This window comes from Butyrivibrio sp. INlla16 (genome assembly GCF_900104155.1).
Taxonomy (GTDB): Bacteria; Bacillota; Clostridia; order Lachnospirales; family Lachnospiraceae; genus Butyrivibrio.
In genome coordinates, this window is sequence record NZ_FMYB01000011.1 from 16,285 (window position 1) to 39,171 (window position 22,887).

The 22,887-nt window shown below is 39.4% G+C and carries 18 protein-coding genes; all 18 read right to left on the minus strand.

Going from position 1 to position 22,887, the window contains the following annotated elements; translation table 11 throughout:
* Positions 1-24 precede the first annotated feature (24 nt).
* The 18 genes from BLR42_RS07165 to BLR42_RS07250 all read right to left on the minus strand — a co-directional run bounded on the left by BLR42_RS07165 (position 25) and on the right by BLR42_RS07250 (position 22,875).
* Positions 25-1,440 carry a biotin/lipoyl attachment domain-containing protein gene (locus BLR42_RS07165; protein ID WP_022759992.1) on the minus strand — a complete coding sequence of 472 codons (1,416 nt, stop codon included), beginning with the start codon at positions 1,438-1,440 and terminating at the stop codon, positions 25-27.
* Positions 1,441-1,505: 65 nt separating this feature from the next.
* Positions 1,506-1,925: a hypothetical protein gene (locus BLR42_RS07170; protein WP_022759993.1), complete on the minus strand. Its 420-nt coding sequence runs from the start codon at positions 1,923-1,925 to the stop codon at positions 1,506-1,508.
* A gap of 114 nt (positions 1,926-2,039) precedes the next feature.
* Positions 2,040-2,978: a D-alanyl-D-alanine carboxypeptidase family protein gene (locus BLR42_RS07175; protein ID WP_091867838.1), complete on the minus strand. Its 939-nt coding sequence runs from the start codon at positions 2,976-2,978 to the stop codon at positions 2,040-2,042.
* Between the two features lie 19 nt (positions 2,979-2,997).
* On the minus strand, positions 2,998-3,393 hold the full coding sequence (mgsA, locus tag BLR42_RS07180) for a methylglyoxal synthase (RefSeq protein ID WP_022759995.1): 396 nt from the start codon (positions 3,391-3,393) through the stop codon (positions 2,998-3,000).
* A gap of 20 nt (positions 3,394-3,413) precedes the next feature.
* A complete protein-coding gene (locus BLR42_RS07185) occupies positions 3,414-4,550 on the minus strand; it encodes an FtsW/RodA/SpoVE family cell cycle protein (protein ID WP_091867840.1) in 1,137 nt (378 codons plus the stop codon).
* Positions 4,540-7,404 (minus strand): penicillin-binding transpeptidase domain-containing protein, encoded by a 2,865-nt coding sequence (locus BLR42_RS07190; protein ID WP_026497492.1) that lies wholly within the window; start codon positions 7,402-7,404, stop codon positions 4,540-4,542. The genes BLR42_RS07185 and BLR42_RS07190 overlap by 11 nt, the downstream gene beginning before the upstream one ends.
* Positions 7,397-7,915, minus strand: a complete 519-nt coding sequence (gene mreD, locus BLR42_RS07195; RefSeq protein ID WP_022759998.1) for a rod shape-determining protein MreD — start codon at positions 7,913-7,915, stop codon at positions 7,397-7,399. The genes BLR42_RS07190 and mreD overlap by 8 nt, the downstream gene beginning before the upstream one ends.
* A gap of 10 nt (positions 7,916-7,925) precedes the next feature.
* A complete protein-coding gene (mreC, locus tag BLR42_RS07200) occupies positions 7,926-8,792 on the minus strand; it encodes a rod shape-determining protein MreC (RefSeq protein ID WP_170832671.1) in 867 nt (288 codons plus the stop codon).
* Complete coding sequence (gene mreB / locus BLR42_RS07205; RefSeq protein WP_091867842.1) at positions 8,793-9,800, minus strand: rod shape-determining protein; 1,008 nt, start codon at positions 9,798-9,800, stop codon at positions 8,793-8,795.
* 17 nt (positions 9,801-9,817) lie between these two features.
* Complete coding sequence (radC, locus tag BLR42_RS07210; RefSeq protein WP_242879245.1) at positions 9,818-10,534, minus strand: RadC family protein; 717 nt, start codon at positions 10,532-10,534, stop codon at positions 9,818-9,820.
* Positions 10,535-10,651: 117 nt separating this feature from the next.
* A complete protein-coding gene (locus tag BLR42_RS07215; protein WP_170832672.1) occupies positions 10,652-11,941 on the minus strand; it encodes a methionine gamma-lyase family protein in 1,290 nt (429 codons plus the stop codon).
* Positions 11,929-12,882, minus strand: coding sequence for a tRNA (adenosine(37)-N6)-dimethylallyltransferase MiaA (gene miaA / locus BLR42_RS07220; RefSeq protein WP_091867844.1), 954 nt, complete (start codon positions 12,880-12,882; stop codon positions 11,929-11,931). The genes BLR42_RS07215 and miaA overlap by 13 nt, the downstream gene beginning before the upstream one ends.
* A complete protein-coding gene (gene mutL / locus BLR42_RS07225; RefSeq protein ID WP_091867846.1) occupies positions 12,882-14,849 on the minus strand; it encodes a DNA mismatch repair endonuclease MutL in 1,968 nt (655 codons plus the stop codon). Before mutL ends, miaA begins: the two co-directional genes overlap by 1 nt.
* Positions 14,842-17,508, minus strand: coding sequence for a DNA mismatch repair protein MutS (gene mutS / locus BLR42_RS07230; RefSeq protein WP_091867934.1), 2,667 nt, complete (start codon positions 17,506-17,508; stop codon positions 14,842-14,844). Before mutS ends, mutL begins: the two co-directional genes overlap by 8 nt.
* Positions 17,509-17,568: 60 nt before the next feature.
* On the minus strand, positions 17,569-19,017 hold the full coding sequence (miaB, locus tag BLR42_RS07235) for a tRNA (N6-isopentenyl adenosine(37)-C2)-methylthiotransferase MiaB (RefSeq protein WP_242879247.1): 1,449 nt from the start codon (positions 19,015-19,017) through the stop codon (positions 17,569-17,571).
* On the minus strand, positions 19,014-20,288 hold the full coding sequence (gene pepT, locus BLR42_RS07240) for a peptidase T (protein ID WP_242879249.1): 1,275 nt from the start codon (positions 20,286-20,288) through the stop codon (positions 19,014-19,016). Before pepT ends, miaB begins: the two co-directional genes overlap by 4 nt.
* A complete protein-coding gene (locus tag BLR42_RS07245; protein WP_091867941.1) occupies positions 20,285-20,863 on the minus strand; it encodes a DUF5662 family protein in 579 nt (192 codons plus the stop codon). Before BLR42_RS07245 ends, pepT begins: the two co-directional genes overlap by 4 nt.
* Before the next feature lie 41 nt (positions 20,864-20,904).
* On the minus strand, positions 20,905-22,875 hold the full coding sequence (locus tag BLR42_RS07250) for a hypothetical protein (protein ID WP_139165122.1): 1,971 nt from the start codon (positions 22,873-22,875) through the stop codon (positions 20,905-20,907).
* Positions 22,876-22,887: the final 12 nt, after the last annotated feature.

The following is a 22,887-nucleotide window of genomic DNA, read 5'->3' on the forward strand; positions in this document are numbered from 1 at the left end:
CATATATACAACTATTATATTATGCTAGTTTTCGCTCGAAGTGTCAAGGTTCTTAACGTCTCCTTTAACTGTCGAGGCATCCAGAACAATATAATCATAAACGTTTAATCCATAATTTGTATTTGATTTTACGATAGCATATTCCTCATTTTGATAAAGTATACTTATCTGTCTGAAATCAGCATAACCTTTATTGATATTATATACACCGACAAGCGTGTCCTTTGTACTGATAGTAAACTTCTCCTGAGAATCCGACTTAATGAGTAAATCTCCGGCTCTAAGTACATCGTCATCAACATAATAAGCTTCATCATTCTCATTATAGAGTTCAATCTCTATAACTTCAGGCGATTCCTTACCGTTTTCATCATACTTATCTCTCAGTACAGTCGAAGTATTATTAACACCTTTGGATACATATTCCTTCGGTATAACAAAAAAGCTTTTTTCTGCTATTGATGAATTTGGAATTTTAAGTCCTTTTTCCTCTTCCGTAATGAGCTCAACATTAAGGAATCTGTCTTTTGAAAAAGTAATCATCGAGTTTGTGAATGAAAGTCCGACAAAAGTGTCACCTGCATCATTTGTTACATAGGATACCTTCCCCCACACTTCATCCTGATTTTTTAAAAATCTGACCTTAACATATTCTCTTTCCGCGAGAGCCTTTACCTTATCCAGGTCATTCTCATTGATAGCTATCATCCAGTCTTCATTTGTCGAAAGCTTAAAAGCAGGATCCCCAACACCGACAAGAGAATTACTTATTAGCTGCTTTCTCTCATATTTCGTGCTATCCATAAGGTCCTTACTTAGATCTGCAAGCCCAATATTTTCATAGCCATCAATATAATACTGAACTATTCCGGTATCCGATGAATAGCAGTAATTAATACTATTCAAGGCCGATGCATTTCCGCTAAGTGATTCAATACTTTGAAGAACACTGGCACTAGCCAGCTTTTGAACGGTACCATCAAGGCTACTCTTAAAATCATACACAGTGGAAAACGATCTTGGATCAAAGTCCTCACTATAGCTGACTATCTGAGAACGAAGTTCACTTAAATCATCATCGGAAAGTGCTGCCTGCTCAGTACCCTGAGTTTTAAGGTACTCAAGAAGGTCGCCCGATTCATCAACTGTGTATACAAGATTTCCAACTGCAACCCTTTGACCCTCTGTAGCAAAATAATTTACATAACCTGCATTCGATGCTTCAACAACCTTTTCCTGCCGAAGTGCTACAGCTTCGTAGATATTATTTGAGGAAAGAGAGCCTTCTCTTACTTCATATCCGACAATATGCTTTTTACTGAAATAACTGAAAACACAGATAACAACATATACCATCATAAATGCAAAGAATATAATCCCGACATTTATATGCAGAAAAGAAGGATATCGTGTTATCTTGTTCTTCTTCTTTTTTACCATATTTTAAACTAAAGATAAGTCGCGACAATGCCGCGACTTATCGATATCCTATTCTAAATTTATAATCAGAGCGCCATTGCAACCTTTGATTTTACACTTTCAGGAAGCTCAGATTCATCCATTGAAACACTGAGTACGAAATCAACATTGAATTTCTCACTCAAACGCTCGAGCTTTTCAATTGTAGGGGTGATATCTTTTCCTTCAAGACAAGCAATGTTGAGGAAACCATCAAAATACATTTGCTGAAGATCGTGATCCTGTGAAATCACGCCGCTGACGAAACCGATAAATTCGTCTGAATTCTCAATCATAAATTCCGGAACTACAATAAGGCGAACTTTGTTGTTAAGTTCAAACATGTGCTTTGTATTTCTGTCAAGAAATACAACATTACCTAAAATGTTCTTAACCTCGGTATTGACCTTGTTCAACAGGCATTTTGTCTTGCCCTTTCCCTTATTCCCAACAATTAATTGAACCATATCCATACCCTCCAGTGTGTGTTATTTTTTTTGAGATAAGGCTCGGAAATGTTCGATTTTACCGCTTTAGGTATTATCTAAAACGCTTATCTCTTTTAATAATAATATTATAATTTACGCACCCGTTATCTGCAATAACAAATCAGACATTTCACGATAAAGTGTTTCGGTGTCCTCTGCACGCATAATTACAGCAATATAATTATTTCCGGAGGTATCCGAAGCAAGCTGAATCAGGCAGTGACCCGCGGCATTTGTAGTTCCTGTCTTTCCCCCAAGAACAGTAATTCCGGCAGGCATCTCATAATTACCGTTTATATAGCCGTTCGTGTTTTTTACCTCAATATCCCTGAGATCACCGGAAGCCTGATTGTACTGCGTAGAATATGCCGACATTCTGATAATTTCATTAAATTTGTCGTACTTTAATGCTTCATTGAACATAAGATACATGTCATATACACATGTATAATGATCATCGGCAGTTAATCCGTTGGGATTCATAAAATGAGTATGAGTTGCACCGATTGCCTTAGCCTCGGCATTCATCTGTTCAACAAAAGCATCCACGCTGCCGGAGATATTCTTTGCAATGAGCATCGCTATATCATTTGCCGAATAAATAAGAAGTAAATGAAGAGCCTGCTCCAAAGTCATGGAATCACCTTCTTTAAGGTTAACCTTTTGAGCGCCATCCTCAGTTACATATACATCAGAATCAGCAATTAAAAGCTGATCAAGAGAACCGTTTTTAAGAGCAACTATCGCAGTCATCACCTTTGTCAGTGATGCAGGATCAATCTGAAGCTGTGCATTTTTGCAATACAAAGTCTTTTTATTGTTCAAATCAAAAAGACCGCAGCAGGTATTATCGCTTAATGTAAGCGAATCACCAATATCTCCGTTTGCGACACAGAGATCAGCGGCAAAGCTCTTCATGACAACAACTCCGAATTCATTATACTCAGTTGATGCAATTTTATATGGAAAAGCATACTCTTTGTCAGCACAACCGCATAAAAAAACAGAAAAAACAAGCGCAAGACAAAGCATGCTAAAATGTCTCTTCAATTTATTTATACATCTCACGCCACTCAAGATCTCCTCTATCCAAAGATTTGATTAATAATTCAGCTGTAGCAAGGTTTGTTGCAATCGGAATATTATGCATATCACATAATCTCATTACATTATTTACATCAGGCTCATGAACCTTCTGTGTAAGAGGATCACGAAGGAAAACAACAAGATCTATCTCGTTTGCTTCAATTGCAGCGCCAATCTGCTGAGATCCGCCAAGATGGCCTGCCAGATATTTGTGTATATTCAGATTTGTAACCTCTTCAATAAGTCTTCCCGTAGTTCCAGTCGCATAAAGATCATGCTTGGATAAAATACCTCTGTAAGCAATACAGAAGTTCTGCATTAATTTCTTTTTTGCATCATGAGCTATAAAAGCAATATTCATTGGTAATCCCCTTCCCCAACTTAAAAGTATTTTTTGCCTTGCAGTCGTACATTAAGTACAAACCCCATACCCACAAAGCAGCTGACAATAGATGTTAGTCCTGCGCTGACAAAGGGCAGTGGAATTCCTGTATTCGGTAGTGCTCCTGTAGCAACACCAATATTAAGAAATCCCTGAAATCCTATCCAGGCCCCCATACCTGTAGCTATAAGCTGCCCTGTTAGATCCTTTGCTCTACCGGCTATAACCATGCATTCAAGAGCAATAAGAAGAATCAAAACAATAACCGCACATCCACCTATAAACCCGAATTCTTCTCCAACTACAGTAAAAATAAAGTCCGTCTGAGACTCGGAAACGAAGCCGCCGTTCAAAACAGAACTAATCTCGTTTGTGTTGTAACCTTTTCCTAATAGCTGACCGGAGCCTATAGCCATAATAGAATTAAGGGTCTGATAAGCGTCCGATGAAGCAAAATCTTCCGGATGAAGCCACGCCAAAACACGCCTTTGCTGATAATCACGCAAAATCACACTCTTATCCGCAAGCGCATCAAAAATAACAAGTAAGGCTGTCGGTATTGAAATAGCAAGAACCGTTATCACAAATTTTATATTTATGCCGGCTGAGAACAATATGCAACAAATAATAACTGTTAACATAATTGTCGTGGAAAGATCAGGCTGTAGTACAATCATGATAAGCGGCGGTGCCAAAAGCCCAAGACAAATAAAAATAAAGTATATCTTTTTGATTTTATCCTTATGTTTCATTATGAACGCTGAAAAAAATAAAATCAATAATATTTTTGATGCTTCAGAGGGCTGAAACTGTACTCCTAGTACAGTAATCCATCTTGTAGCACCTTTTACTGAATGGCTCAAAGGTGTAAACACCAGTGATAAAACAACCAGATTCAGGATATAGTAAATTGCATAAAACTTACAAATAAAAATATAATCAAGCAGGGATACGAAAATCATCATAAATACCCCCAAAACTATACCCACAATCTGCTTCTTTTTATAAGATGGATCCGCACTTCCCACAGCCATTACGCCTATGCAGGAAAGTGCTATAAGCATCATAACAAGCTTAAAATCATAATCAAATATATGATAGCTTTTTAGTTTTTCCAAAAATGTCTCAGTCCGCATTTGCTTCTCCACCTTGCAATTCTTGCGCTGTTCCGCTCTGCACCTCTTCCGGCTGTGCAAGCCCGAAGTAATATGCAAGAGCCTTCTTGGTTATCTGAGCGGCATAACTTGAAGAATATCCGAAAGCTATTCTGGTAGCTATGGATATTTCAGGCTTCTCATAAGGAGCATAGCATACAAAAAGTGCATGGTTTGCTCGTTTCTTTGATTCCTCGGCAGTACCCGTCTTACCTGCAACATTTACTGCCAGATCATCAAAATAAGGCTTGTCCTCTACAACCTGACGCATACCCATGTGTATGGCATTCCAGAAAGAAGAATCCATATCTATATGATTTCTTACAGTCGCTCCATGCTCTTCAAGAAGATTTCCGTTTGAATCAGAAGTCTTCTTAACCAGAGTAAGGTTATAACATGTACCGCTATTGGCAACAGCGGTTATATATCTTGCAAGACCTACTGTTGTAAATGAGTTGGTACCCTGACCGATTGCGGAACGAGTCGAGTCAATGTCGGAAACAATCGGATCATATTCAGTAATCTCAATGCCGGTAGTCTCACTTAAACCATAGAGATCTGCATATTTAGCAAGCTTTTCAAGACCCACTTCGGATTTATAGTTTTCGCCCACAAGACTAAGTCTGTAGCCGACCTCAAAAAAGAAAGCGTTACAGGAATTTCTTATTCCGCCAGTAACATCGAGTGACCCGTGTGATGCAGGATAAATCCAGCAGTGTGCGGGATTTGTATTATCAAGCTTATCAAATACACCGGTACAGGTGATTGTGGAGCCTAAATCTATGACTCCCTCCATCAGACCTGCCGTTGCCGATACCATCTTAAAGGTAGAACCGGGCGCGGTTCTTTGCATCGTTGCATAATTAAGAAGCGGTGAAGACTGATCGCTTCTAAGCTTTGCGTAATACTCTGAATCAACGCCGTTAGCCATTTTATTATTATCATATCCGGGATATGACACAAGAGCCAAAACATCTCCGTTATTAACATCCGTAACAACCATTGATCCGGTACAGGGATCAAGTGCCAGCTGTGCGGGAGTAATATCCAGGTTTGATATTCTGTTTACCATAAAAGTATACGGAGATTCTGAGCCCGCAAGCCACTGCGAAAGCTCTTCTTCAGGTAGCTCTACTACTCCCTGCTCAAGCAGTATATTGCAAACAGCATTTCCGCTTATCAGATCATCCTGAAGAAGATACTTGTAAAGCTTTTTATTAAACTCATCATCCTCAGAAATATCATTGAAAATATATTCTACAATAGTGTTAAATATCTCCTGCGAATCCACATACTGGCTCTCAAGATCAAGAACCGTTACATCGATCCAGTTTGCTGAAATGCAGTATCTGATATAATCCGAAAGCGAAATTGTTTCTTCTGTAGTCCATGCTACATAAGTTTTATCTTCCTTATCGACCTTTTCGGAATCAATAACCCCATTATTATATAGCTTATTTGCTATATAACTCATGTAAACCTGATACTCCTTCGTAAGCTGATTATACGGAGTGTTCAGTTCCGTAAACTCACTTCTTAGGCCTTCGTTTACCTGCTTTTTTTTGGTCAAAAAGCTCTCATGAACTAACATCTCTGAAGGCCCTGCTTCAGAGCTTTCCATATGCTTTAAATTTATTACATGGTTATCAAAAAGCGCAAAATATACATCATATATCGGTATCTGTATTTCACTGGCCTTTTGATTTTCACCCATAGTAAAGAATTTGATATTTTGAATCTTGGAAATCAAAATGCCGGCAAGCGATTGCTCGATTATGTTGTAGCATGCTTCCTGCAGATCTTTATCAATGGTCAGATATACATCACTTCCTGCAGTCGAATCTATATAACTACTGGTTTCTATAACCTTACCTGTGTTATCTACATATACTGTCTCACTACCCTTTGTACCCTGCAGTACATGTTCCATTGACTGCTCAATTCCTGATTTACCGACTGTGTCATTTGAATTATAAGACGGATTTACAGCCTGTAATTCAGCAAGTTCGGTGTCGGAAACCTTTCCGGTATAACCGATAATCTGAGAAAAATACTCGGAATCAACATATACACGGGCTGTATTTTCTTCAATGGATACACCCTCAAGGATATTTGCATTCTCCATGATATCCGCAACTGTCTTATCGCTGACACTCGTTGCAATGGTCGTATTAATATACTTCTGATAGCTATTAGAGTACATCTTATATCTTACGACTATAACCTTGAGCATCCTGTCTTTGGTATAACCCATTCCGGGAACAAAACTCTTCTTATTTCCAGGTTCAGAATAATCACCTATACCGAATTTAGTACAAAGATCGTCCACTACCTCACTTGCTGTCTTGGACCTTTCTTCGTATTTTAAATCATTTGTGCTTGTTCTGCCGTACACATCAGCAAGAAAACGTAGCAGAGCCTTATCTTCTACAGTAAACTCAAAATTATTTGAACTGCTCAGTTGAATATTGAAATCAGTATCAACGGTATCACCGTCTTTTTCGACGATATCGATTGTCTTATTTATCGTCTCATTGATTGCAGCGTTTTTACCTGAACCCGATTCATATACATCCTCGATCATAACAGAATTTGAAAGCTGATTATATGCAAGAAGATTGCCGTTTCGGTCGTAGATATTACCTCTGGCCGCAGAAATAGACTTTTCTTTCATAATCTTTAACTGAAATGAATCCTGGTAGGTTTCACCTTTTACGATCTGCAAAAAGAAAAGTCTGTAAATAAGCCCTGCAGACGCAAGTATCATCAGGGCCGATATCATGACAAGACGTGACGTTATGAAATTGACAAAAACTTCCTTTATCTTACTAAACAAATTTCTTTGCGCTCCTTTGTTCAATATCTTCCAGATAGGAATTTATCTTGATAAGAACAGGATAAATAAATACTGCCACCAAAGCTGTATATACAACCTCGGGCAAAATCACGTTTATTGTGTAATATGTAATATTGAATTTGTTTCTGAACATAAACAGAAGCACATAACAGATAAATCCGAACAAAAAGTCCGAAGAAACTATTAGTGCCAAAGGAAGGAGAATATTTTCGGGGAAAAATATCTTATTGAACTTCCCGATAATAAAACCTATATACATATAGATAAGAGCATAAAAGCCCAGATAGGTACCAAAGAAAATATCCACCAACAATCCACAGAACATACCAACAACCATTCCACTCTTATCCCCACGCATGAAAGCATAAGAGGAAGTCAGGATGATCATCAGATTAGGTACAATTCCGCTGAAATCCAACACCCTGAATACGGTTGTCTGCATTATGAAGCTTATTAAAATAGATAAAAAAATAAATAATAATCTTCGCATAAAAACAATATTATTCCCCGGTATTTTTCAGTTCCATGACAACAAGAACTTCATTCATGTATTCAAATTGAACTACCGGCGTAATCTTACCGGATTTTGTCAGATTATTTGAATCTTCTTCTATTGTAGAGATATATCCGACCAAAACTCCGGGCAGGTATTTATCACTGATATTTGAAGTAACTACCTTATCACCGACACTGACTTTGTCAGCCTCGTCAACAAGCTTGGAAAAAGCAATCTGACCTTCGTTATATAACTCAAGGTCTCCTGTAGCGATAAGATTTTCAGATGCCGAAAGAACCGTACAACTGACAGAAGAATTATCAGCGATAATGGTCTGAACCTTAGCCCAGTCAGGACCAACATCGGTAACTCTACCGACTAGACCGCCGCCGGCAATTACATTCATGTCAACTTCAACGCCTACATCAGATCCCTTATCAATAACAAAGGAATGATACCAGTTGCCGGCATCCTTAGCTATTATTCTTGCTCCGATTTTTTTATAATCGGAATACTGTGCATCAAGTTCATACAATTCGCGCAGCTTTATCAGTTCATATTTATCCTGCTCAAGATGGGTATTCTCAATTGTAAGCTGCTCGATCTGGGATTTCAGATCCTGGTTTTCCTTCTGAAGAGCTCGTATACTTTCAAGATTGTCAGCAGTACTCTTCATCCAGACGCCTACAGTAGTAATACCTTTTTGAAAAGGAATAACAGCTGTTCCGGCAAAGGAGTTAACTGAACGATTAAAAACATTGGTATTGAACGTAATTATGATAAGTCCAACACATAAAATTGTTAAAATAAAGAGGAGATATTTACTTGGAAGTGTAAATTTATCTCCCCCTCTTTTAATGATAGGACTCATTTATACATCCTCTTCAACTGAGTAAGCAAGAGCCTTATACTGATCATCCTTAATAATCTTACCGAGACCTATGGCAACGGAACTGAGCGGATTCTCCGCAAGGTTTACATTAAGTCCGACACCGTTTGACAGTCTCTGTGCAAGGTGGCATACCTGTGAAGCACCACCTGTAAGATATAAGCCGTTCTTGAAGATATCTGCGGCAAGCTCCGGAGGAGTGCGCTCAAGTGTAGCCTTAATATTGTCAAGAATCTGATCAAAGCTCTCAATCAGTGACTGATCTATAAGATCTGTAGGAATTGATCTCTCAACCGGAAGGCCTGTTACGATATCTCTTCCGTAAACTACTGCATCTTCACCTGCCTTCTCAAGATCCTTAAGTGACATCTTTATATTTTCTGAAGTCTTCTCACCAATAATAAGTGAGAACTCCTTACGGATTACATTTCTGATGGCATCGTCAAATTTCTTACCGCCAACCTTGATCAGCTTACTGATAACAATGCCCTTAAGTGAAAGGATGGAAATCTCGGTTGTATCATAGCCTACATTAACTACAAGTACACCCTGTGAATTCATGACATCAACACCCATTCCGAGTCCGTCTGCCACAGGCTTTTTAACCATCATGATCTTCTTGGCTTTTACACCTGACTCTCTTATAAGGTCATGAAAAGCACGTCTTTCTACTTCTGTTACATCCTTAGGAACAGCTATATAAACATCTACAGGCTTAAGTGCACCCTTCATCTGATCAGTGATAAAGAGCTTTACAAGAGTCTTCATGTGTTCAATGTCAGCAATAACACCGTTACTTAAAGGATAAGAAATCTTAATATTGCTCGGTGCCTTCTCATACATATCATATGCAGAATCACCGTAAGCAAGAAGTGATGTCTTATTCTCAACTGCAATAAGATTCTTCTCTACAGTTACAGCATCTGTTGCCTTATTGTAGATTTTGATATTGCTTGTTCCAAGATCGATACCAAAAGTATTGTTGCCCAAAATATAAGCCTCCTAAATTACATAACATTATTTTCTGTAAAACTGAAATACGTGTGATCACCGATAATAATATGATCCAAAAGCTTAATATCCAAAAGGATACCTGCTTCTTTTAACTCTTCCGTAAGCTTAATATCCGAATATGAAGGAGTCGGATCCCCTCCCGGATGATTATGCAAAAGAATAATCTTAACCGCATTATTTTTGATTGCGTATATAAAGACTTCTCTTGGTGACAGCGGCGCGGAATTAACCGTACCAACCGAGAGTTCAAACTCACAAATGAGTTCATTCTGGTTATTGAGACAGGCTACTACTGAATGTTCACGTCTGAAGTTACACATTTTTTCCATGTAGTAACCGGCCACGGTTCCCGGATCATTAAAATCAAGGCGCATCTTCGCCTTGCTCCTGGCAATTCTGTTTGAAATTTCAGCAATACACATCAGCTTTACAGCTTTAACATGACCTATTCCCGGTATCTGCAAGAGATCCTTCATAGTCAGATATCTTATTCCCGAAATCCCTTTTCCGTACTTCTCACACATTGAGAGCACATAATTGCCAAGTTCCATGGGTGTTCGCTGAGAAGTGCCGGTTCTGATAATAATCGCCAAAAGCTCCGCATCCGTAAGTGATTCCGGACCTTTTTCCAGAAATCTCTCATAGGGAAGCATACTTTTGATACCGTCATCTTCATTCAGCATTTTACTTATTGATTTTTTATTATCCATTATTTCATACCAATGCTTCTTCGGGCACATTAATATGAAAAATAATCAGACCTCAAATGATTATACCACAATTTGAGAAGTGAGCAACAACGTTGCTTCTATAAAATGTGGCATTTTTCAGATTTTGACAAGTCCCTTCTCATACATGACCGCCAAAGTCTTCATAATGCCGTATTTGACATGCTGCCAGGTAAGGCCACCCTGAAAATATACACTGTAGGGATCGCGAAGCGGTCCATCAGCCGATAACTCAATTGAACTGCCGGAAACAAAAGCTCCTGCAGCCATTATTACCTGTGAATCATAACCGGGCATATCCCAGGGTTCCGGTGTAACATATGAATCTACCGGTGCTGCAGCCTGTATTCCCTCACAGAAAGAGGTAAGCAGTTCGGGTTTTCCAAATGTAATTGCCTGAATAATGTCATAACGTTCTTCAGTACTGTCAGGGAGAACTGAAAAACCAAGCTTTTCATAAATGTTTGCCGCAAAAATAGCACCCATAAGAGCATTTGCAGTAACATTCGGTGCAAGGAACAATCCCTGGTAGAACTGTGGAAGTATGCCAAGAGAAGCTCCAACCTCCTTGCCAAGGCCCGGAGAAGTAAGTCTGTATGCGGCATTTTCAACGCATTCGCTCTTTCCTGCTATATAGCCTCCTATCGGAGCAAGTCCGCCGCCCGGATTCTTAATAAGTGATCCGACAATCATATCTGCACCTACATCCGTTGGCTCAATCGTTTCCACAAATTCACCATAGCAATTATCAACCATGCATATAACATCTTTTTTTATGTCTTTTATGAAGCTAATAAGCTCACCGATTCTTTCAACAGAAAGTGTCGGTCTTGTCTGATATCCCTTACTTCTCTGAATAGTTACAAGCTTAGTTTTTTCATTAATGGCTTTTTTTATCCCATCAAAATCGAATGATCCATCAGGCAAAAGGTCAACCTGGCTGTAACTTACTCCATATTCTGCAAGAGATCCTTTTGACGGTCGTATGCCTATAACCTCTTCCAGAGTATCATAGGGCTTTCCGACAGGTGACAAAAGCTCATCACCGGGACGAAGATTGCTCATTAGTGCAAGTGCAAGCGCATGGGTTCCGCACGTAATCTGCGGTCTTACCAGCGCATCCTCTGTATGGAAAACCGATGCATATACAGCTTCAAGCTTATCTCTTCCAATGTCATTATAGCCGTAACCTGTCGTTCCGAGGAGACAGGCTTCCGAAACCTTATTATCCTGCATGGCTTTCAAAACCTTTGCTTGATTATAATCAGATACTTCTCTGATTTTAGCAAAGCGAGGTTTTAAATCATTCCAGATCTTATCGCAAAAATCATAGACATCCGAAGGGATGCCCATGCTCTCATACATACTTTTTAAATTTATTTGTTCCATCTTTCTTTAATCCTTCTAACTAATTCACTGGCAATTTCCATATCATCGCGCCTAAACTCGGATTTGTCAACCCAGGTTACATCCTTTTCACGTCTGAACCAGGTCAACTGTCTCTTTGCAAAATGTCTAGTATTTCGCTTTAATAGTTCAACCGCACGTTCTTTAATAACCTCATTGTCAAGATAAGAAAGAATTTCTCTATAACCAAGTGCCTGCATAGATGTGGCTTTTCTGTCTATATTTCTCTCCTTAAGCGCTCTTACCTCATCTATAAGACCTTCTTCCATCATCTTATCGATTCTCTTTTCAATTCTGTCATAGAGAATCTCCCTATCGTCAGTAAGAACAAAGTAGAAAAAATCATAAGGTGATGATTTGGCTCTTTGATCTTCGTTATGTTCGGAGATTTTCATACCTGTTTCCTTATTAAAACAGAGAGCTCTCATTACGCGTTTCACATTGTTCTCATGAAGATCTTTGGCGTATTCAGGATCTGTTTCCTTTAACATTTCGTAGAGTTTATGAACTCCTTCCGGAGTCCCGGCCAATTGGGACAACTCCTGCTTAAACGCCTTTAACTCATCACTCTCATGATTATCTGAAAAATCGATATCATAAAGAACAGACTGAATATAAAACCCCGTACCACCGACAATTATCGGAAGCTTTCCTCTGTTTGTGATATCCTCTATAGCTTCTTTTGCAAGCTTCTGGAATTCAAAAACATTGAAATCCTCTGCAGGATCAAGAAAATCTATAAGATGATGAGGAATACCCTGCATTGCCTCTTTTGATATCTTATCCGTACCGATGTTCATATCCTTATAAACCTGCATGGAATCCGCGGATATGATCTCGCCACCCAGCTGTTTGGCAAGCTCTAAAGATATTTTTGTTTTGCCGACAGCTGTCGGACCTGTCAGTATTACAAGTCTTTTCATCAATCAACTACTCTCTTAAACTTCTTTTCAATCTCATACTTGCTCATAGAAATAATCGTCGGTCTTCCATGCGGACAGTTATAAGGGTTATCAAGTGTTAAAAGCTCATCAATAAGCTTTTCCATCTCCATACGGGAGATTTTCATATTTCCTTTTACAGAAGCTTTACATGCCATACTCGCAATCTTGTAATTAATTACGTCCGGTGTTCTGTCAAGGTTATTATCCGTTGCCAGCTCATCAAGAATCTCGGTAAACATCTCCTTTTCGTTCTCGCAGCCATATATATCCACAGGCACCTCACGGATCGCATAATCATGCCCACCAAAGGGCTCTATATTAAATCCGAGTTTTTCAAAAGAAGAATGATACTTTTCAAAAACATCTATCTCCTGCGTTGTGAGTGATACTATGATAGGCGGCTGTACAAGCTGAGAAACTGTCTCTTTCTTCTCATATCTCTTGATCATGCGCTCATAGTTAACCTTCTCATGAGCTGCATGCTGATCGACAATAAACATTTTATCCTTGAATGCAATTATCCAGTATGTATCAAAAATCTGACCGAGTATCGTATACTCATTCCTGTTGTCTTTGGTCAGTATCTTCTCATCAAAAAGATCAAGCTGTATGCCTTTTTCAACAATTACTGCATCCGAGCTCTTTATAATGGGGCCTGCTGCTTTTGAGTCTTCTTCAGATTTGGGCGGAGTATGATCGCCAAAAACCCTGGTCCATACAGGCGATTTCATATTATCTTCGATAACAACGGGTTCGGGAGATATCCCCTCTGCAAAAACGGGCTCATCCTCCTTGAGCTTTTTATCCTCAGACAACCTGCTTTGTTCAAACGGCTCCGGAACTTTTTCTTCAACAGCTTTCTTTTCGGAAATATTTTTATCCGGAACCGGTGCTGCTGCAGCTTTTGCTTCAGAAGCTTTTTCTTCCCTTTCATCACGTAAAACTTCGGGAATCATCTCATGCTCATGAAGAGTTACCGCCACGCTTTTTCTTATAAACTCATATACTGCCGGCTGATTGCTGAATCTCACTTCCATTTTTGAAGGATGGACATTCACATCAACAAGTTCAGAGCGCATACGAATATGAACCACGCAGAAAGGAAACTTATGCTGCATAAGATATTCCTTATAGCCCTCCTCAAGAGCTTTGGAAATAATCTTATCCTTAATATATCTACCGTTTACAAAAAAGTTTTCAAAATTTCTGTTGGATCTGTTAAGAGCCGGCTCCCCCAGATACCCTTCAATGGTATAATCACCTTCTGTTACGGAAATAGGCACCAGACACATTGCCACATCACGTCCGAATATTCTGTAAATAATTTCCTTGAGGTCGCCGTTTCCCGAGGTGGTAAATCTATCATCTCTGTTATTTATAAAATGAAATGAAATCGAGGGATTGTCCATAGCGAGATGTTCCATTAGATCTCCCACATAGGATCCTTCGGTCTGATTGGTTTTAAGGAATTTTTTTCTGGCAGGCGTATTAAAAAACAAATCCCTTACAATAATAGTAGTACCTGTCGGAGCTCCGATCTCTTCAATAGATTCTTCATTGCCCCCGCTGACGCAATACCTTGTACCTATCAACTCATTTTCAGTTTTTGTGATGAGCTCTGTCTGTGAAACAGCAGCTATACTTGAGAGAGCTTCACCACGAAATCCCAATGATTTCAGCCTGTAAATATCATCAATGCTCATGAGTTTACTGGTTGCATGTCTCTTAAAAGCATTTCTTATTTCACTTTTGTCTATACCACAGCCGTTGTCAGTAACCCTTATCATCTTGGTTCCGCCGTCATGTATTTCAACTGTAATAGACGTAGCACCTGAATCGATAGCATTTTCAACAAGCTCTTTTACTACGCTTGAAGGTCTCTCAACAACTTCTCCTGCTGCAATCTGGTCTATGGTATTCTGATCCAGCTCAAAAATTTTAGCCATTTGTCACGTCACCTGCAAAGCCTTTCCATCTGTTTTTAAGTTCGTTTTGAAGCTTATATAACGTATTTAAGGCATCCATAGGCGTAAGATTTGAAATATCAATCTCCTGTAATTCTTTTATAACATCTTCATCTTTAACAGTATCAAAAAGTGACATCTGAGAAAGGTCAACAGAATCATAATGTTTTACCGTATTTCTTCTGTCATTTTTTTGATTAATTTCAATCCCCTGAACCTTATCCGTTATATCATTGTCGGAAAGTTCTTCTGCAATAGCCTTTGCCCTGTCTATTACCATATCGGGGATGCCTGCCAGGCGGGCAACCTGAATACCATAGCTCTTATCAGCGCCACCTTTTATAATCTTGTGAAGGAAAACAATGTCATCGCCCTTTTCTTTTACTGCGATGCAGTAATTGTTTACATTGCCGATTTTTCCTTCAAGTTCTGTGAGCTCGTGATAATGTGTTGCAAATAAGGTTCTGGCTCCAAGCAATTTCCTGTTACTTATGTGCTCTATGACAGCCCAGGCAATGGACAAGCCATCATAGGTCGAAGTACCTCTTCCTATCTCATCCAGGATAAGAAGTGACTTTGAAGTGGCATTTCTAAGTATATTAGCAACTTCATTCATCTCTACCATGAAGGTACTCTGACCGCTTCCAAGATCATCGGATGCACCGACTCTTGTAAAAATACGATCCACGACACCTATCTGCGCAGACTCAGCAGGAACGAAGCTTCCAATCTGAGCCATCAGTACGATGAGAGCAGTCTGTCTCATAAATGTTGATTTACCTGCCATATTGGGGCCGGTAATTATCGCAACAGCGTGCTTTTTATCATCGAGAAATGTATCGTTTGAAATAAACAGATCGCTTCTGTCAAGCATCTGCTCGATTACAGGATGTCTTCCTCCCGTAATCTTCAATGTTCCTTTATCATTTAGCTCCGGCTTGACATAATGATTTCTTTCAGCCACATAAGCCAGGGAACAATATACATCAAGAAGAGCTATTCCCTTTGCTGTACTTTGTATTCTCTCTATTTCAAGCGATATTGAATCTCTTATCTTACAAAACATCTCATACTCAAGATTATTGAGTTTATCCTGAGCATTTAAAATTGTGTCCTCAAGCTCTTTCAGCTCAGGCGTTGTATATCTCTCACAATTTGTAAGTGTCTGCTTTCTTATAAAATAATCCGGTACCTTGTCTTTAAAGGAATTAGTGACCTCAAAGGAATACCCGAAAACATTGCTGTATTTTATTCTGAGATTTTTAATATCAAGTTTTTCGCGTTCTTTTGCCTCAAGATCAGAAAGCCACTGCTTACCTTCTGTACTTGCTTTTCTGAAATGATCAATATCGCTGTCAAAACCGTCTTTTATTATGCCACCTTCTTTTATTGCAAGAGGTGGTTCTTCAATTATTGCTTTATCTATAAGCTCATATATGTCCTGCAGATCATCTATCTGATCGTAAACTTCGGCAAGAGAAGCCGTGTCTTTCAATTCCTCAAGAACAATCCTGATCGCGGGTAGCATTTTAAGAGAATTTCTAAACGCCAAAAGATCTCTGGGATTTGCGGTATGGTAATTAATCTTCGCCATCAGACGTTCCATATCATATATAGGGCCCAGATATTCTCTAAGCTCATCCCTTGAAATCGTATTTTTAAGCAGAGCATCGACTGCATTCTGTCTTCCGATAATATCTTCAACATCTATCAGAGGCTGCTCTATAAAGCTGCGCAGCATTCTGGCACCCATAGCAGTCTTGGTCTTATCAAGAACCCAAAGGAGCGTTCCTCTCTTCTGCTTATCTCTCATTGTTTCAATAAGCTCAAGATTTCTTCTTGTAGAAGAATCAAGAAGCATGTATTTACTCGTAAGATAAGGATAAATATGAATTATATTTGAAAGATCATCCTTTTGAAGCTCTGTCAGATATTTCAAAATTGCCCCTGCGGATAATATGCCGCTGGGAAAGTCCGTAATTCCGAGTCCTGAAAGAGAACCCACCTTAAAGTGCTTCATAAGGACCTGCTTATCCGTTTCCTCATCAAAATATCTGGGATCTAGAGGATTGATTACCAGATTACTTCTGTCCTTCAGGTTCTCTATATCAACCCCGCTTACAAGAAAGGCATCATTACAGATAAGCTCTGAGGGTTGATACTTCTGAATTTCATCAAGGATGTCCTTAAGCTGATCCACTTCGGTAAGATAAAAATCTCCTGTAGTAACATCGGCAAAAGCAATACCACTTTTATCATCCGAATAAAAAACACACATCAGATAGTTATTCTTTGATTCGTCAAGAGCCTGCATATTAAGATTGGTACCGGGAGTAACAACCCTTGTTACATCTCTTTTCACGATACCCTTTGCTTCCTTCGGATCCTCGAGCTGCTCGCATATCGCAACCTTATATCCTCTGTTTACAAGCTTACTCAAATAGCTGTCTACAGCATGATGAGGAACTCCGCACATGGGAGCTCTCTCCTCAAGTCCGCAGGCTTTTCCCGTAAGTGTGAGTTCAAGCTCTTTGGAGGCAACTTTTGCATCCTCAAAGAACATCTCATAAAAATCCCCAAGTCTGTAAAATAAGATACAGTCTTTATATTCATCCTTGGTGCGAATATAATTCTGCATCATAGGACTCAATTTCTCAAAATCAATTTTCAACTTTCTCTCCCGTATACTTCAAAGCTCGCTTTATGCATGAACTTTTCCTGTGTAATAAAAGCCATGGCATTCTTCAAGATCCACATCCAGAAATTCACCTATCATTGATTCATCTCCGGGGAAATGAACCAGCGTATTATTTGACATTCGTCCTGTGACAAGAGAAGAATCCTGTTCGTTGATCTCTTCAACAAGAACCCTATGCGTCTGACCTGTAAAACGTGATGCTCGCTCTTTGGCAGTCTCCTGAACCACCTTGAGCAGTCTGTCAAAATTGGGCTTGCTTACCGATTCCGGTACCTGCTCCCATCCAGCAGCGGGAGTACCAGTTCTTTTTGAATAAATAAATGTAAAAGCATTATCAAAAGCCGCTTTTTTTACTACATCAATAGTTTCATCCACATCCTTGTCAGTTTCTCCGGGAAAACCGACAATAATATCTGTTGTGATTGAAACATCGGGTATAGCTGCCTTGATCTTATCAACAAGAGAAAGGAAGCTCTCCTTTGTATAGTGCCTGTTCATCTTTTTTAATATTTCATCCGATCCGGATTGAAGCGGCAGATGTATATGTCTTGCCACCTTCTCATTTTCAGCAATAACCTTGATAAGATCATCGGAAAGGTCCTTTGGATGTGATGTCATAAAGCGAACTCTCTCTATACCGTCAACCTTACATACCTCCGAAAGAAGCTCTGCAAAGCTGATCTGCTCACCTTCGGGAAGGCCTTTTCCGTAAGAATTTACATTTTGTCCAAGAAGCATTATCTCCTTTACGCCGTCAGAAGCAAGATATTCGATCTCCCTTATAATATCTCTGGGATTTCTTGATCTCTCCCTGCCGCGAACATAAGGAACTATGCAGTATGTACAAAAATTATTGCAGCCAAACATGATATTGATTCCGGATTTGAATTTGTACTTACGTACAATGGGAAGATCCTCAACTATCTGATCTGTATCCTTCCAGATATCGATTACCATTCTGTCGGACTCAAACATAGTATTGAGGAGCTCTGCAAACTTAAAAATATTATGAGTACCGAAAATCAGATCAACATGTCTGTAGCTCTTTTGAATCTTCTCAATCGCTCCCTGCTCCTGCATCATACAGCCACAAAGCGCAATCTTCATCCAGGGCTTTTTCTTCTTTATTCCGCCGACATATCCAAGTCTTCCGAACACTCTCTGGTCTGCATTATCACGAACGGTACAGGTGTTATAGATAACAAAATCAGCGTCTTCTGATTCCACCTGTTCGTAGCCGATTTTGGTGAGCACTCCGATAAGCTTCTCGGAATCTCTTGCGTTCATCTGACATCCAAAGGTCACAACACAAGCCGTAGGCTTTCTCCCAAGTTCCTTTGAAAGCTCTTCAACCTTCTGCTTTACCTTTTCCATAAATTCAAACTGTCTTTTTGTTTCTTCACCGGCATTTTCGGCAGCTTCTGAATGAAGTAATGTATTATCGTTTTTCAAATCTTAAAATCTCCATATATTCCGCATATCTCAAGGATTATATCCACGGTTTTTCTCATTTCACTTACTACTGCAAACTCATAACGGCCATGGTAATTATACCCACCTGTACAAAGATTAGGACACGGCAAACCTTTATAAGAAAGCATTGCGCCGTCGGTACCTCCTCTTATAGGCACCTCTACCGGAACAACTCCCAGAGCTTCCATAGCTGCCTTGGCATTTTTCACCAAATGCATATGAGGCTTAATCTTCTCAATCATATTATAATATGAATCTTCCATGGTAAGCTCTACAGTGCCTTCTCCATATTTATTATTGAGAAAATCCACAATACTTTTTACAAGTTCCTTCTTTTTTGTGAATTTCTCCATGTCATGGTCACGTACAATGTAATAAACAACTGCTTTTTCGCAGGTTCCTTTCATCATTGTCAGATGGAAAAAGCCTTCCCTTCCCTCTGTGTACATGGGATTTTGTGATACCGGAAGCATCGACTGGAATTCATATGCAATTAATGTAGCATTGAGCATACGATTCTTGGCATCACCGGGGTGTACACTTCTTCCGTTTATAATTAGTTCAACCTCTGCCGCATTAAAATTCTCATACTCCAAAGTTCCAAGGTCGCCCCCGTCTACCGTATAAGCAAACTGAGCCCCAAACCTGTCAAGATCAAAATTGTCGGTTCCTTCACCTATTTCCTCATCCGGAGTAAATGCTACTTTTATTTCTCCGTGAGGTATCTCGGGATTTTTAAGAAGAGTCTCGACCATTGTCATAATTTCGGCAATGCCGGCCTTATCGTCAGCTCCAAGAAGTGTACTTCCATCAGTTACAATCAGATCCTCACCTTTTTTTGATGTCAATACCGGGAAATCCTTCGGAGAAAGAATATATTTTCCATCATCGGAAAGCTTTATGTCATCACCATCATATCCTTTTACAATTTGAGCCTTTACATCTTTGCCGCTTACAGCATCAGAAGTATCCATATGAGCAATAAATCCGATAATCGGAGATTCATCCTTTTTACCGTTTGTAGCAGGAATTGTTGCATAAACATAGCAATACTTCTGATCGTAATAAACGTCAGAAGCACCTAATTCAGTAAGCTCATTATATAAAAGCTTTGCAAGATCGTGTTGCCCCGGTGTTGATGGATGTACATTTGTATGTTCATCAGACTGGGTATCAATTTTTGTATAACGGATGAATCTTTCTATCAGATCCTCAGGTTTATTTTTTATAAGTTCATATATATTGTTCAATTCAAACTCTCCTCTAATTCTCTTTCCCAGCGGCCTTTGTCCTTTCCGGTAAGGAATATTTCCTTTATGTATTTAAAAGTCGCTGCTTCTCCCTGATTTCCCAACATATCCAGGAAGAATTCAAGCTTATTGAGCGTATCCGGATGTACAAGCTTTTTCAGTACCGGTTTCTCTTTTTTATAATATTTCCAAGCATCCCACGAATCATACTCTGCGCCTCTGTATGTCATGCATGCCGCAACTCTGTCGGCAATCATCTCAGCAACATACTTATTGGGCATGGGACACGGAACTATTCCGTCGCTATCCGGACCGCCCATTTTAAAAAAATCGATCCAGTACTCAAAATGATGCTTATTCCTGCCCTTGTGATGAAGCCAGGTTCTTGAGTATCCAAACAGTTCGCGCTCTCTAGTATTTGGAGAACGAGTTCCCTGATAATATCTTGCACCATTCCAGAACTCAGAGGGAGAATACTTCGATAAATCATGAGTAAGTCCCTGAAAATAAAGCCCCATTTTAAAACAGTTACGCCTAACGATATGTCTGTGTTTAGTTATGGTTTTAAAGTGCATTAATGCACCGCGAAATGTAATTCTATCGTTATTTTCCATTTTTATTTTGTTTTACCGGCCTTTTTTACTGTCTTTTTAATCGGTTTTCCAACACCAATAAGAATTTTTACTGATCTTTCGGCGCATGCAATCTTAGTTTGATCCTTAACAGAATGCATTTTCAGATTGTCAGCAGCTGCATCGGTATCACCAAGCACATGCCAGGTCATGCCGTCCGGAAGCTTTGGAAGAGCAAATGTTACCGGGTTCCAATGCATATTGTAAGCAACATAAAAGAAATCCTGCTCTTTATCGGCTTTTTCATAAAGTCCGCAATAAAGCATTCCTATACTGTGGCTGTAATTGGAAAGATCAGGTCTCCAGGCTTCTATCCCATGATATGAAAGATCAGGATATCCGCAGGCTTTATAATCCATAAGCTTAAATGCTTTGGATTCATGCAATATCTTATATTTGAATCTAAGTTTTACAAGAGCTTTCAGATATTCTGTAATCCCCGGGTTGAAACCCTTTTCTGCCTGACTCCAGTCAACCCAGCCTGTAGCATTATCCTGGCAATAAGGATTATTATTACCATCCTGGGAGTTTCCGAATTCATCACCACCGAAAATCATCGGGGTACCTTGTGAAAACATGAGCATTGTAAGAGCGTTCCGTATCTGCTTTGCTCTTAGCTCCAATATTGCCGTTTTTCTGGTTTTGCCTTCTATACCGCAGTTCCAGCTGAGATTATTATCAGTTCCGTCACCATTGTTTTCTCCGTTGGTCTCATTTCGTTTATGTTCATAAGACACAAGATCTGCAAGACGAAGTCCTTCATAGTCACAAATATAATTAATGCAGCCGGATTCTGCGTTATTATTAAGCATTGCTTTTATGAAGTCGCCCAGTGAATTATCATCACCCTTTAGAAATCTTCGGGATGCATACATGAAATCCGGTTTAAACTCACCAAGTATACGAACAGCCGGTGCTTTACCGCCATACATTCTGCCGTAATCAAAACCGTAGTACCATATTTTTATATCAGATAAAGCGGGATCTGCACATACCATTCCGGGAGCCGTATAACTTCCCTTCAGATGAACACCATCGATATGATAATTAAATACCCAGTGTCTTATCGCTCCGCATACAAGATCTTCCGATGCATTGTCATTAAAATAAAACTGCATAATAACTTCTATGCCGTTTTTATGCATCATCCTGACCATATCCTTGAATTCAAGATCTGCATTCTGTGAATCCATGGCATAGGCAGTTCTCGGAGCAAAATAATAGCCTTCTTTGTATCCCCAGAAATTAATCTTCTGACGAACAGAATTGCCTTTTTGTATTAAACCGTTATCTGAAACAACAATCTTTCCGCTGGTTCTGTTATCGTTAAGAAATGATCCCTCCGGCATATTGCCGCTGTTTGAGCCGTTACCGAGCTTTGGAATATCAAGAACATTCATCTCGTAAGTCGGCATAAGTTCAACTGCCGTTACCCCAAGACTCTTAATATACGGAATCTTCTCAATAAGCCCCTTGTATGTTCCGCGCTTCTTAAGCTCAAGACCACTTGAAGGCGCTTTGGTATAACCTCTTACATGGAGCGTATAAACAAAGGAATCCTCGTATTTTGTAAGTGGCGGTTTATCCTGGCCCCAATCATACTCAGTCTCATCCAACCTGCAGCGAAGATTTTCAGGCTCTACATTTTTCCCCCATCTATCGAGTCCGTCAATATAAAAAGCATACGGATCAACAAATAGATCTCCGTTCTCATAGAGCATATATCCAGTAAACTCATCCGTTTCGCCTACTATTTCAGAGCAAAAGACCTTACCGTATCTGCTGTTTTCCGAAAAAAGAATTCTGGTACCCTTTTTATCACTATTTCTGAAAAGGACAATACCGCAATCCTTTTTCCCCTTATATGCTGCGCAAACACGTATTCCTTTTGAAGTTCTGCTTACTCCCATTGGATAAGGCCGGGAGGCTGCCTGTTTCAGATTGTTTTTCATCATTCTTCCTTTTCA